Here is a 13,160-nt window from a genome sequence, read left to right as displayed (position 1 = left end):
CACCGAAGCTGTGCACGGGTACGTCTCGATGTCTCACAGGTCCGTGGCAGTGCACGCATTCGGGAGTCTGCATACGTTTCAGGCTAGGTGATCGTGACGGGCGTCACCCTCATCGGGGTACTGCGCAACGAACCTGCACCGATGGGAGCTGTCAGTGCACCCGGTACCGCTCGACGAGTTCGCCGAGGTGCGAGGTCGTCTTCGGATCGTCGACCAGCCGGTTGTCGCCCTCGTCGGTGACGTGTACGTGATCGTGCACGTACTGCGTCCACTCGAGGTCGGTCATCAGCTGATCGGAGCCGTACGCACCGGCCTCCTCTATTGCCTTCTCGATCGCCTTGCGCACCTGATCGACGCGTCCGGTGAAGTAGTCCAGTGTCAACGGCTGTTCGCTCATGACCGTAAGCCTGTCCGGATACACGGCAATTCGCAGGAGAACCGTCAGGATTTTTTGTACCGAACCCGTGTCGGTGATCTACTGCACTACATGCCGACCTGGGGATGGTTCGTCGTTGCGCTGGTGGTCGTCGATCTCGTCGTGATCGTGACCTGGGTGGTGCTGCGACGCACCGCGAAGCCGACGCTCGCGAGCGCGCACGCGGTGGACGCCGCAACGCAGGACGAAGTGTTCGCGCTGGTGTCCGCCCGCAAGAAGGTCGAGGCCATGAAGCTGTTGCGTGATCGCACCGGAATGCCGTTGCGTCAGGCCAAGGACACCGTCGACGCCGTGTCGTCAGGGCGTACGCAATGAGGATCGTCGATGCGAGCCCCAGCGACATCGATCGTCTTGCCGACCTCGCCGCACGCACCTTCCCCCTCGCGTGCCCACCCGGATCCGACGAGAGCGACATTGCCGCGGCCATCGACGCGATGCTGTCGCCGGAGCGGTTCGCCGAGTACGTGAAAGACCCCCACAAAGTCGTGCGCATCGCAGTCGACGACGATTCGTTCGTCGGGTACGCGATGTTCGTCAGCGCAGCCCCGACCGATCCCGACGTCACCGCCGCCCTGACCGTCGTACCGAGTGTCGAGGTGAGCAAGCTCTATGTCGACCCCGACGCTCACGGGTCGGGAGTTGCTGCGGCGCTGATGAATTCGGGCGCCAAACTCACCAGAGAACTGGGCCGACGTGCGATGTGGCTGGGCGTCAACGATCAGAACATCCGCGCCCGCAGGTTCTACGAGAAGAGCGGCTTCGTCGTCATGGGCCCCAAGACGTTCACGCTCGGAACCGAGGTCGAGAACGACTTCGTGATGCAGCGACTTCTGGACTAGACCGACGCGAAACGTGACAGGGCGAGCAGACGCGACGTCGCGCGCAGATACTTCTTGCGGTACCCGCCGTTCAACATCTCGTCGGTGAAGATTTCGTCGAGCTTGGCGCCCGACACGGTGACCGGGGTTCCGGCGTCGTACAACCGGTCCGCGAGAACCACCAGACGCAAGGCCACCGACTGGTCGGGGGCGGCGTGCACGTTTTCGAGGAATACCGCGGGAACGCCGTCGATGAGTTTCCCGTAACGCGACGGATGCAACGTGCTGAGGTGCTTGCAGAGTTCGTCGAAGTCGTCGAGAGTCGCACCTTCGATCTTGGCCGCCGCCGCTCCCAGGTCCTCCGCCGAGATCGGGTCGGGTGCCGGGGGCAGGTCGCGGTGGCGGTAGTCCGGCCCGTCGACCCGGACGGACTCGAAGATCGACCCGAGCTTCTTGATCTCCCGCAGGAAGTCCTGGGCGGCGAACCGCCCCTCTCCGAGCTGTCCGGGCAAGGTGTTGGAGGTGGCTACGACGGACACGCCGACCTGCGAGAGTTCGGTGAGCAGGCGAGAGACGAGCATCGTGTCACCCGGGTCGTCGAGTTCGAACTCGTCGATGCACAGGACGCTGTAACCCGAGAAACCTTCGAGTGCCTTGTTGAAGCCGAGCGCGCCGACGACGTGGGTCAGCTCGACGAACGTGCCGAACGCCTTCGGTTCGGGGCTCGCGTGGTAGATCGAGGCGAGCAAGTGGGTCTTGCCCACGCCGAAGCCGCCGTCGAGGTAGAGCCCGGCGCCGACCGGTTGCGACTTCTTACCGAACAGCCCGCGCTTGCCGCCCGAGCGGATCTTGCCCACCTTGCCGGCGAACTCCTCGGCGATGCGTACGGCGTCGGCCTGAGTCGGTTCGTTGGGGTCGGGAATGTACGAGGCGAAGCTGACGTCGTCGAACATCGCGGGCGGCACCATCTGCGCGATCAGCTGATCGGCGGGAACAACCGGGTTGCGGTCGACAAGACGTTCTGGCATGAGGTCGAGGTTAACGACGTGGTGTGATGGTATTTGTGCAGCGTATCGATAATGGGACCTACCTCACACCCTCCGAGACGGATCTTCGTGACCTCTACGAATATCCCGCCGGCCTCGAGGCGCCGTGCATACGTCTCAACTTCGTGGCCAGCATCGACGGTGCCGCTACCGACGACGGAAAATCGGCCGGGCTCGGAACGCCCGCCGACAAGCACGTGTTCGAGGTTCTCCGTGATCTCACGGACGCCGTTCTGGTGGGGTCCGGCACCGCCCGCGCCGAGAACTACGGTGGGGTGGTCGTCTCGGACGAAGCCCGCGCGTGGCGGGTCGCCCACGACCGAGCCGCGGTCCCACCGATCGTGGTGGTGACGTCGTCGGCGAACGTGGACCCGACGTCGAAACTGGTGACAGGTGCCGAGATTGCGCCCATCGTCGTCACACTCGAGTCCGCTCCGACCGACCGTATCCGCGCGTTGCGAGACGCCGGGGCAACCGTGATCACGACGCCGGGTGAGACGGTCGGCAGCCACGACATCCGGGACGCCCTGGCCGACGCCGGCCTGATGCGCATTCTGTGCGAGGGCGGGCCGAGCCTGTTCGGGCAACTGCTCGACGACGACATGGTCGACGAACTGTGCGTCACCACCTCGCCCACACTCGTGGCGGGCGACGCGGGGCGCATCGCCCGCTCCTCGACCACTCGGTCGCGTCCGATGCGCCCCGCGCACATCCTCACCGACGACGACGGAACCATCCTCGTCCGCTGGGTTCGCGAGCACCCTGGCACCGCGAAGGCATGAAGCACCCTGGCACCGCGAAGGCATGAAGCACCCTGGCACTGTTGAGACATGACATCGACCTTCCAGGTCGCGACCGGCCGCCGACCGCTTGCGATCGTCGCGGTGCTCTCGGCCATCGCGCTGACCGCTGGGTGTGCTGCCGGACCGTCGACTCGGCCGGACGTCGCCGTCGAGCGCAGCGGCGGGGGCGCAGGTGCGCCGGAGTCGACGACGGAGGACCCGGGTCCCGCCGGTCCCCCGCCGCTCGAGGTTCCCATCACCGACTTGGCATGGCAGGACTGCACCGCATCCACCACGAGTAGATACGGGGTCACTGCATCGGCCTCCGTGGTCGTCGAGTGCGCCACCTTCTCGGCCCCTATCGACGCGTCCGACGTCTCGCTCGGCACGTTCGACCTGGCCGCAACCCGGGCCCGTCTGTCCACGACTCCCCCCGAGGCCGCCCCGTTGATCTACTCGCCCGGCTCGGATCGGCCGGCCTCCGCCGACATCGCAGTCTTGGCCGCACAGCCGGACACCTCGCTCTTGGCGGCCCACCCCGTCGTCGGTGTGGACCGCCGCGGACTCGGCGCATCGGCCCCGTTCGACTGCGGTACCGCCATGACGGACGTGCGGTCGCAGCTCGCCGACCTCGGTCAGTTCACCCCCGGATCGACCGATCCGGTGGACACGGTGGCGAGCCTCGGCCGAGACGCGACCATCGCGTGCACCGACTTCCTGCAGGCCGACGCACTGAAGTTCGGCAACGCGGCGAGCGCCGACGACCTCGAGGCGCTGCGCACTGCGCTCGGGGTTCGGACACTGGGACTCGTCGGATCGGGTAACGGTGCACTCGTCGCGCTGGCGTACGTGTCCTCGCATGCGGACAACGTCTCGCGTTTGATTCTCGACTCCCCGAACAGCGTCAACACCGACGCCTCGTCCACTACCGAACAGACGGTCAAGGGTCGCGAAGCCGCGTTCGACGCGTTCGCCGCGCGCTGTGTCGCATCGAATTGCTCTCTGGGAGCCGACCCGCGAGCGGCCACCACCGAACTGCTGAGCCGGGCCGCATCCGGCGGCTTGGGTCCGGTGTCGGCGAGTTCGCTGCTGGCCGCCATCACTCGCTCACTCGCCTTCGGCTCCCCCGTCGACGCGGCGGCGCGGACGACTGCGTTGTCGAACACTTTGAGCTCGGCCGCGAGAGGGGACACGTCTGCGCTGACGGCAGCCGTCCTGGCCACCCGCGCGGACGTGGGTTCGGACGGCCAGTTCGTCAGCCGCTGCACGGACGGGCAACAGTGGCCGGGTCCCGATCGCGTACGCGAACTTCGGCAGTCGTGGGGGCAGTCCTACCCGTTGTTCGGTGCGGACGCCGCACTCGGGATGCTCGCGTGCGCTGCGTGGCCTGCGTCGTCACCGTCTCCGCTGCCGGGATCGATCGCGGTGCCGGTTCTCGTGCTGAGCGGAAACGCAGACCCCGTGGTGGGGAACGACGGTCTTCCCGCCGTGACGGGCGCGATCGCCGCGACCGGGGCGACCACCGCGTCGGTCACCTGGCAGGGATTCGGGCACCCGGTGTCGATCCTCTCCTCGTGTGCCCGGTCGTCCGTGGTCGCGTACGCGAACGACGCGACACTTCCGGGCGACGGCAATGCCTGTCCTGCGTAGCTGTCGCGGTACCGTTCCCGGGTGTCGTTCCGGTCCTTAGAACCCCGCACCGCGGATACCGCTGCTCGGGTGATCAGTTACGTGATGTGGCCGATCGCTGTGATGACGGTGCTGAATCGGGTACTGGTCAAGGCCGTCAACGGATTCCGGACGGACGACTTCACCCCGGTGTACCAAGCGGCGCTGGCGTTCCTCAACCGCCGGCCCGTCTACGACGCGAACTTTTCGTCGGTGGACCCGCACTATCTCTACCCGCCGAGCGGGACGCTGATGATCGCGCCCCTCGCCGTCATCGACCCCGAGCGCTCACGGTGGCTCTTCATTTCGATCAACGCCATCGCAGCCGTCGTCGCCCTGTACCTTCTTCTGAAACTGTTCGACGTCGCGTTGTCCTCACCCATCACCCCGGTGGTGCTGTTCGCCGCGTTCTCGACCGAAACAGTCACGAACACACTGGTATTCACCAACATCAACGGTCTGGTTCTGCTCGGTGAGGTCGCGTTCCTGGGGCTGCTGCTGAAGAAGAAGCCCTACTGGTCCGGTGCGGCAATCGGATTGACCATCGCGGTGAAACCGACGCTCGCTCCGCTGTTGCTTCTGCCCCTGGTCCGCAAGGAATGGCGAGTCTTCGTCACCGCCATCGGTATCCCCCTGGTTCTGACGGCTGTCGCCATTCCCTTGATCGTCGATCCGTGGGATTTCGTGCGGCGGACGGTGCCCTACCTCGGCGAGACTCGGGACTACTTCAACAGCTCCATCGCCGGTAATGCGCTGTACTACGGACTTCCCGAATGGTTGAGCGTCGGCCTTCGCGGCGTCTTCGCGATCATCGTCGTCGCCACCCTCTACCTGCTGTGGAAGTACTACCGCCACGACGAACTGTTCTTCCTCATGACCGCCAGCGGGGTGTTGCTCACGGCGTCGTGGCTCCTGTCGTCGCTGGCGCAGATGTACTACTCGATGATGCTGTTCCCCTTCCTGCTCACCGTTCTGCTCCGCAACTCCACGATCCGAAACTGGCCGGCGTGGCTGGCCGCGTACGGATTCCTGAGCTACGACAGTTGGCTCTCGGGTCGATGGCCGACGGCCGGTCGCGCGGCGGAGTACATGAAGACCACCTTCGGATGGAGCCTGCTGCTCATCGTGGTCCTGTGTGTTCTGGTGGGCCGCTACCTCGCGGCCAAGCGGGAAGGACGCCTCGACGGCGGGATCGATCCCGTCTTCGACGACGCCCGGACCCCGTCACCAGCGCTCGAGACAAAGGTCGCCGAGAAGTATTAGCGTGGGGGCATGAGTTCAGCACCCGAACGCAGCGCCCCATTCGAACTGTCCGACGCGCAGTGGCGCGAAAAACTCACCCCCGCCGAGTACGCCGTCCTGCGCCAAGCCGGAACCGAGCGCCCCGGTGTGGGTGAATACACCGACACCACCACCGAGGGAATCTACAACTGTCGAGCATGCGGGCAGGAACTGTTCCGTAGTACCGAGAAGTTCGAATCCCACTGCGGCTGGCCGTCCTTCTTCGATCCGGCCGACTCCGACAAGGTGATTCTGAACACGGACACGTCGCTGGGAATGAAGCGCGTCGAGGTCGTCTGCTCGAACTGCCACAGCCACCTCGGGCATGTCTTCGAGGGGGAGGGGTACCCGACACCCACCGATCAGAGGTACTGCATCAACTCGATCTCCATGACCTTCGAGCCGAAGGCCTGATCGGCGTGCGCACGTTCACCTCCGCCGACGAGATCGTTGCCGCCGTCGGCGAGACGATCGGCACCAGCGACTGGCTCGAGGTCACGCAGGAGAAGGTGAACCAGTTCGCCGAGGCGACCGGCGATCACCAGTGGATTCATGTCGACGTCGAACGAGCGACGAAGGAGAGCCCCTTCGGCGGTCCCATTGCGCACGGATATCTGACGCTGTCGTTGCTGCCGGCGCTGTCGTGGCAGACCTACACGGTGGAGAACACCAAGATGGGGGTCAACTACGGCTCCAACAAGGTTCGGTTCGTCAACCCGGTACCCGTCGGTTCGCGCGTGCGACTGACCGCGGTGTTGGCCTCGGCCGAGCCGCTACCGAACAATGCTCTCCAGATGGTCGTGGACTCGACCATCGAGATCGAGGGCGCGGACAAGCCGGCTCTCGTCGCTCAGGTGATCAGCCGCCTGTACTTCTAGCCCAGCCCGCGCTTCCGACAACGAACGTGGGTTGCTCGTAGGCCCTGATCGGTGGGACTGCACCGGTCCACAACTCGATGTCGACGAGTGCGTGCTGACCGGTGCACCCCTGGGCCAACTTGGACGTGTGCTCGTCCGACGTCAGGACGTTCGGGTTGCCGTGCACACACATCGACTGCGGGTCCGCCGGGTCCAGGGGGTCGTACCACGCACCCGTCGACAGCTGCGCCACTCCGCGGGACACGGCGTCGTCGAGAACGGCGCCGGCCAGGCACGCGCCGCGGTCGTTGAACACGCGGACCACGTCACCTTCGGCGATACCACGCGACTCGGCGTCGCCCGGATGCAACCGAATCGGTTCGCGCCCCTGCACTTTCGATGCCTGGCTGACGGCACCGTGGTCCAGCTGGCTGTGCAGACGCGACTTCGGCTGGTTCGCGATCAGATGCAGAGGGAAGTCCGCAGACCTGGCCCCGCCGAGCCACTCCGTTGGTTCGAGCCACGTGGGGTGCCCGGGGCAATCGTCGTACCCGAAACCATCGATGTCCGAGCTGAAGATTTCTATCCGCCCACTGGGGGTACGGAGCGGCTGCCCGACGGGATCCGCACGGAACTCCTCGAACAGGGTCAGCCCGTCCTCGGTGTCCATGCGGTAGCTGCCCGTGCGCCAGAACTCGTCGAAATCCGGGACCGGGTGTCCGGCAGCGCGCACGAAGCCCTGCCACTGCCCGTACATGTGCCGCAACCACTGCTCTGCGGTACGGCCCTCGGTGAAGCGTTCTGCCACACCGAGTTTCGCCGCCAGCATCGACAAGGTGTCGTAGTCGTCCCGAGCGTCGGCGTACCGAGGTACCGCCTGCTGCATCGCGACCATCAACGGATCGTTTCGGGTGCAGCTGAGGTCGTCGCGCTCGAGGCTGGTGGTGGACGGGACGACGAAATCGGCGTGCCGCGCCAAGGGCGTCCAGTAGGGGTCGTGCACGACGATCGTCTCCGGCCGCGCCAGTGCGCGACGAAGCCGGCCGATGTCCTGATGATGGTGGAACGGGTTGCCGCCGGCCCAGTGCACGAGCTTGATGTCGGGATAGGTCAGTGACCGGCCGTCGTACTCGAAGCGCCCACCCGGATCTAGCAACATGTCCGACACGGCGGCGACGGGGACGAACGTCTGCACCGGGTTGACGCCCTGCCAGAACGTCGGCAGCGGATACGGCACCGGCGCGAGACCCGGCTCGTTCATCGAACCGTACCCGTGCCCGAATCCTGCTCCTGGCGTGCCGATTCCGCCGAGCATGGCGGCAAGGGTGATGCCCATCCACGGGGCCTGTTCGCCGCCGCGCACCCGCTGCAACGACCAGGTGACGGTCACCATCGTGGTGTGCGCCGCCATCTGCCGCGCCAGGGCGGCGATGACGTCCGTGGGCAGTCCGGTGATTACCGACGCCCACGCCGGGTCTTTCGGGACTCCGTCGGACCGACCGAGCAGGTAGTCCTCGAAGCGATCGTATCCGGTGCAGTAGCGGGCGAGAAAGTCCGTGTCGTGCAGCCCTTCCGACGCCAGCACGTACGCGAGTCCGAGCATCAGAGCGACGTCGGTTCCCGGCACCGGCGCAAGCCACCGGGCCGCTCCGTCCACGTCGTCGCGGAGCGGGCTGATCGACACGAGTTGCCCACCGCGGGCACGGAAACGGTCGAGCGCGTCACGCGTCGGATGATTGGACGTACCGCCGTGATTTGTGCCCGTGTTCTTGCGCGGCACGCCGCCGAAGCACACCATCAGCTCCGTGTGCTTCGCGATGACCTCCCAGGAGGTGCTGCGCGCGAACAGCTTCCAGTGCGTTCCGACCACGCGGGGCATGATGACGCCCGTGGCGCCGAGGGAATAGCTGTTCACCGACCGCGTGTAGCCGCCGATGGTGTTGAGGAAGCGGTGAAGTTGGCTCTGTGCGTGATGAAAGCGGCCCGAGCTGGCCCAGCCGTAGGAACCGCCGTAGATCGCCTCGTTGCCGTGGGTGTCCACGACACGGCGCAGTTCACCGGCGAGCAGATCGATGAACTCGTCCCACTCGAGTTCGACGAACGAGTCGTTTCCGCGATCGTTCGACGCTCCCGGTCCGTCCCGCAGCCACCCGCGACGGACCGCCGGCCGTCGCACGCGGGAACGGTGACGTACCGATCCCGGGATGTTTCCCAGCGCGGGCGACGGATCCGCGTCCCCTCGGTCCGGAACGACGGACGTCACCTCGCCGTCCGAGGATTGCGCCGTGAACATGCCCCAGTGGGCCATGTGTTGACGAGGGGCCGAGTGTTCGCTGCTCACAGCTCGATTCCGTGTGCGCGCACCGCCTCCAGCAGCGCAACGGGGCGGTCGGCGGTGGGCAAGGGCTCGACCAGTGCGAACGCAGCACCCAGAGCGCGGGCGCCGCCGTCCGCCTCGTCGCTGTCGCCGACCATCAGCGCACGCTCGCCGGGTACCCCGACGCGGGTCAACGCGACGTCGAAGATCTCGGCGTTCGGTTTGATGGCGCCGACTTCGTACGACAGCACGTACTCGGTGACGTATCGGTCGAAGTCGAGCTTCTCGAAGACGGGGCGCACGTCGAACGCGATGTTGCTCACGATGGCGACGGGAATACCCAACTCCGACAACCCTTTCAACACCGCACCCGTGTCCGGGTACGGGGTCCACGACGTCGGGTCGGTCACGCGGTCGTACAGGGACTCGGCGTGCTCACGGCGCCGGACGCCCGAGGCCTCCAGCACCGCCAAGTAGGCGGCGCGATGCATCGCGGGATCGAGATCCCGGTTCTCCCACGCATGCTTCCCGTCCTCGTCGAGTTCGACGACAGCACCGACCGGAGTGGTCATGCGGCGCATCAGTTCTGCCTGCAGGTGCCCGTCGACTCGCTCGTCATCCCCCACACGCAGGTCGACGAACCACGTGTCGTCCTCTTCGAGGCGGAACAGCGTTCCCGAGTAGTCGAACAGGACGGCAGCGGGCAGGCCGGAGGCCGGTCGGGATTCAGCGGGCGCGGTCACGGCAGCTGGCTCACGAGCTTCTCGACCTCGACGCGGGGGCCGGTGAAGAACGGAATCTCTTCGCGCACATGGCGACGCGCCTCCGTGGCCCGCAGATCGCGCATCAGATCGACGATGCGATCGAGCTCGGGAGCCTCGAACGCGAGGATCCATTCGTAGTCGCCGAGTGCGAACGCCGGCACCGTGTTGGCGCGAACGTCCTTGTATCCGCGCGCCGCCTTGCCGTGGTCGGCGAGCATGGTGCGACGCTCGTCGTCCGGCAGTAGGTACCAGTCGATGGACCGCACGAACGGGTAGACGCAGATGTAGTCGCCGGGGTCCTCGCCGGCGATGAACGCTGGTACGTGCGACTTGTTGAACTCGGCCGGACGGTGAAGTGCAGCGTTGCTCCATACCGACGTGCTTGCCTTGCCCAACGCAGTCGTGCGGCGAAAGTCGTGGTACGCCGCCTGCAAGTCTTCGATGCGCTCCGCGTGGGTCCAGATCATGAAGTCGGCGTCGGCTCGCAGGCCGGCGACGTCGTAGAGACCTCGAACGACGACGCCATTGTCTTCGAGGCCGTCGAAGAATGCTCGTGCCTCCTTGATCGCTGCCTCACGATCGTCCCCGAGGACGCCGGGCGTGACCTTGAAGACCGAGAACATCAGGTAACGGAGGGTGGAGTTCAGTGCGGAGTAATCCAGACGTGCCATGGTCCTATTGTTCCACGGGGCTATGGCCCACGGGCCTACTGCTCCGCGAGCGCCTCGGCCAGCCGCTGCGCCGCTCGGGTCCCCGACGCGATGCAGGCCGGAACACCGACGCCGTGGAGATAGGCCCCGGCCACCTCGATCCCGGGCGACGCGTCGACTGCCTCGACGATGGCGCGCACCCGTTCGGTGTGACCGGGTGCGTACTGCGGCAGTCCCCCGCGCCATCGCTGGACCACGGTGTCCGTCGGCGCCGCGGTGACGCCGAGCACGGTGCCCAGATCCTCGCGGGCGGTCGCAACGAGGTCGGCGTCGGCCATCTCGACGATGGCGTCGTCGCCGAAGCGCCCGAACGAGCACCGCACCAGCGGAACGCCACGATCGGCCAGGTGCGGCCACTTTCGGGAGGACAAGGTGAATGCTTTCGCGCGCAACGGTTTTCCGTCGTCTCCCGGTTCACCCGTCGCGACGAGCACTCCCGAGTTGTTCGGCAGCTCGACATCGTCGAACGCCAGAGCGACGAGCACCGAGGATGCGAGGCGAATCTGCGCCAGCTCCGAAGCTGCTGCCGGGACGACGGATCCGATCACACGAGCCGCTTCGGGCGCGGGGGTGCAGACCACGACACCGTCCACAGGCCCGATCGGGTTCACCGTCCACCCCGTCGACGCCCGCTCGATCACGCCCACCGACGTTCCGGTGAGCACGGTGGCCCCGGCCGCTTCGACGAGCGCCCGCAGCAGAACGCCGTAGCCGTCGCGGATGCCCCCGAACACCGGCCCCGGCACGGGAAGGGGCAGAGCAGCCGTGACCGCGTGCGTGAGAGACGCCGCTCCTGCGTCGAGCGCGGCGGCCAGTGGCGGCACCGCGGCCCGGACTCCGATCGACGAGGCGAGGCCGGAGTACACCCCGCCGAGAAGGGGATCGACGCTTCGTGCCACCACCTGGCTGCCGAAGCGTGCGGACACGAGTTCCCCGACGGAGAGGTCGTCACCGCGGGTCCAGTGCAGCGGTCGGGTCGCCTCGGTGGCGATCTGCCGGTAGGTGGCGTCGTCGACGAGCCCGCGGACGGAATCGGCCGTCGCCGGGATGCCCATGAGCGTGCCGACGGGGAGTGGATGCAGTGCGCCGCCGGACCTGATGAGCGGACGCGCTCCCGACGGGCGGACCAGTTGATCCGCCAGTCCGAGCTCGGACAACAGAGCCGGGACTTCCGGACGCCGGGACACGAAGGCCTCGGCCCCGACGTCGACCATGCCCGACGTCAGTCGAGCGGAATGCAGTTTGCCGCCGACACGATCGCCGGCGTCCGCGACCACGATCTCCGCGTCGGGACCGAGGGCGAGCCGAAGTCGGTAAGCCGCAACGAGACCGGTGATTCCGGCGCCGACCACGGCTATTTTCACAGCGAATGCACCAGCTCCACCACTGCTGTCAGTATCGCTGGATCCGTCTCGGGAAGAACGCCGTGCCCGAGGTTGAAGATGTGCCCGGTGGCGTTGCCCGCCAGTGCTACGTCGGCTTCGGCGACGATGCGCCGGACCTGCTTCTCGACGGCAGCCGATCCGGCGAAGAGGACGGACGGATCGAGGTTGCCCTGCAGCGCAGTCCCCGGTCCGACCCGTTCGGCCGCCACGTCGAGTGGGATGCGCCAGTCCACACCGACGACGTCCGCGCCGGCCTCGCCCATGGCGCCGAGCAGCTCGCCCGTGCCCACCCCGAAGTGGGCGCGCGGCACCCCTGCTCCGGCGACCTCGGCGAACACGCGCGTCGAGTGCGGAAGCACGAATTCGCGGTACTCGGCGAGCGAGAGAAAGCCCGCCCACGAGTCGAACAGCTGCACTGCATCGACACCGGCGCGAAGCTGAGCCTGCAGGAACGTGATCGTCAGATCGGCCAGCGAACCGAGCAACGCGTGCCACGTCGTCGGGTCGGAGTGCATCATCGCCTTGGTGCGTTCGTGGTTGCGACTCGGGCCGCCCTCGACGAGGTAGGACGCGAGCGTGAACGGCGCACCGGCGAAGCCGATCAGGGGCACCTCGCCCAACTCGTCGACGAGCAGTCCGATACCGCGGGATACGGCGCCGACCTGCTCGGGAAGCAGGCGTGGGAGGGCCTTCACGTCGGCAACGGACCGAACCGGGTTCGCGATCACCGGCCCGGTGCCGGGAACGATGTCCAGATCGACGCCCGCCGCCTTGAGAGGAACGACGATGTCGGAGAACAGGATCGCGGCGTCCACACCGTGACGCCGAACCGGCTGCATGGTGATCTCGCAGACCAGTTCGGCATCGAAGCAGGAATCCAGCATCGCGATGCCTGCGCGCACCTTGCGGTACTCGGGTAGCGACCGGCCGGCCTGCCGCTGAAACCACACGGGCCGCCGGCTGGGAATCCGTCCGGTCGCCGCCGCGAGGAACGGGGCATCGGGAAGGAGGCGGCGCGGAGTCAGGTCGGTGCTCATCGACATCCATGCTGCCACGGGCGGTGCGGCGCGCCTCCGACGCGTCGGCCGCGGGCGAC

14 protein-coding genes are annotated in these 13,160 nt (G+C 66.8%); 7 read left to right on the top strand and 7 right to left on the bottom strand.

What is annotated here, in order from left to right:
- Positions 1–151: 151 nt before the first annotated feature.
- Complete coding sequence (locus IEW02_RS11790; protein ID WP_188544955.1) at positions 152–397, bottom strand: hypothetical protein; 246 nt, start codon at positions 395–397, stop codon at positions 152–154.
- Positions 398–487: 90 nt separating this feature from the next.
- On the opposite strand from IEW02_RS11790, the gene IEW02_RS11785 reads away from it, so the two are divergent.
- Positions 488–751, top strand: a complete 264-nt coding sequence (locus IEW02_RS11785) for a hypothetical protein (protein ID WP_188544954.1) — start codon at positions 488–490, stop codon at positions 749–751.
- A complete protein-coding gene (locus IEW02_RS11780) occupies positions 748–1,275 on the top strand; it encodes a GNAT family N-acetyltransferase (RefSeq protein ID WP_188544953.1) in 528 nt (175 codons plus the stop codon). The genes IEW02_RS11785 and IEW02_RS11780 overlap by 4 nt, the downstream gene beginning before the upstream one ends.
- Here IEW02_RS11780 and zapE read toward each other — a convergent pair.
- Positions 1,272–2,282: a cell division protein ZapE gene (zapE, locus tag IEW02_RS11775; RefSeq protein WP_188544952.1), complete on the bottom strand. Its 1,011-nt coding sequence runs from the start codon at positions 2,280–2,282 to the stop codon at positions 1,272–1,274. The genes IEW02_RS11780 and zapE overlap by 4 nt on opposite strands.
- 35 nt (positions 2,283–2,317) lie before the next feature.
- On the opposite strand from zapE, the gene IEW02_RS11770 reads away from it, so the two are divergent.
- The 5 genes from IEW02_RS11770 to IEW02_RS11750 are packed head-to-tail and all read left to right on the top strand — an operon-like array spanning position 2,318 to position 6,909.
- On the top strand, positions 2,318–3,082 hold the full coding sequence (locus IEW02_RS11770) for a pyrimidine reductase family protein (protein WP_371829935.1): 765 nt from the start codon (positions 2,318–2,320) through the stop codon (positions 3,080–3,082).
- Between the two features lie 48 nt (positions 3,083–3,130).
- Positions 3,131–4,732 carry an alpha/beta fold hydrolase gene (locus IEW02_RS11765; RefSeq protein ID WP_188544950.1) on the top strand — a complete coding sequence of 534 codons (1,602 nt, stop codon included), beginning with the start codon at positions 3,131–3,133 and terminating at the stop codon, positions 4,730–4,732.
- A 21-nt stretch (positions 4,733–4,753) separates the two neighbouring features.
- The gene (locus IEW02_RS11760; protein ID WP_229745951.1) at positions 4,754–6,013 is read left to right on the top strand and encodes a glycosyltransferase family 87 protein; all 1,260 of its coding nucleotides are present in this window, start codon (positions 4,754–4,756) and stop codon (positions 6,011–6,013) included.
- Between the two features lie 9 nt (positions 6,014–6,022).
- The gene (gene msrB, locus IEW02_RS11755; protein WP_188544949.1) at positions 6,023–6,445 is read left to right on the top strand and encodes a peptide-methionine (R)-S-oxide reductase MsrB; all 423 of its coding nucleotides are present in this window, start codon (positions 6,023–6,025) and stop codon (positions 6,443–6,445) included.
- Positions 6,446–6,450: 5 nt separating this feature from the next.
- Positions 6,451–6,909 (top strand): MaoC family dehydratase, encoded by a 459-nt coding sequence (locus tag IEW02_RS11750; protein WP_188544948.1) that lies wholly within the window; start codon positions 6,451–6,453, stop codon positions 6,907–6,909.
- On the opposite strand, the gene IEW02_RS11745 is transcribed toward IEW02_RS11750, so the two are convergent.
- From IEW02_RS11745 to hemE, 5 genes are read right to left on the bottom strand one after another with little or no spacing between them, the layout of a single operon-like run.
- Complete coding sequence (locus IEW02_RS11745; RefSeq protein ID WP_188545307.1) at positions 6,890–9,196, bottom strand: molybdopterin-dependent oxidoreductase; 2,307 nt, start codon at positions 9,194–9,196, stop codon at positions 6,890–6,892. The genes IEW02_RS11750 and IEW02_RS11745 overlap by 20 nt on opposite strands.
- 29 nt (positions 9,197–9,225) lie before the next feature.
- Positions 9,226–9,948 carry an HAD family hydrolase gene (locus IEW02_RS11740; protein ID WP_229745950.1) on the bottom strand — a complete coding sequence of 241 codons (723 nt, stop codon included), beginning with the start codon at positions 9,946–9,948 and terminating at the stop codon, positions 9,226–9,228.
- Positions 9,945–10,640 carry a hydrogen peroxide-dependent heme synthase gene (gene hemQ, locus IEW02_RS11735; protein ID WP_188544947.1) on the bottom strand — a complete coding sequence of 232 codons (696 nt, stop codon included), beginning with the start codon at positions 10,638–10,640 and terminating at the stop codon, positions 9,945–9,947. Before hemQ ends, IEW02_RS11740 begins: the two co-directional genes overlap by 4 nt.
- Positions 10,641–10,675: 35 nt before the next feature.
- Complete coding sequence (locus tag IEW02_RS11730; RefSeq protein ID WP_188544946.1) at positions 10,676–12,043, bottom strand: protoporphyrinogen oxidase; 1,368 nt, start codon at positions 12,041–12,043, stop codon at positions 10,676–10,678.
- A complete protein-coding gene (gene hemE, locus IEW02_RS11725) occupies positions 12,040–13,107 on the bottom strand; it encodes a uroporphyrinogen decarboxylase (protein WP_371829949.1) in 1,068 nt (355 codons plus the stop codon). The genes IEW02_RS11730 and hemE overlap by 4 nt, the downstream gene beginning before the upstream one ends.
- Positions 13,108–13,160: the final 53 nt, after the last annotated feature.

It is taken from the genome of Rhodococcoides trifolii (assembly GCF_014635345.1).
Taxonomy (GTDB): domain Bacteria; phylum Actinomycetota; class Actinomycetes; order Mycobacteriales; family Mycobacteriaceae; genus Rhodococcoides; species Rhodococcoides trifolii.
This window is presented reverse-complemented; position numbering and strand designations above follow the sequence as displayed.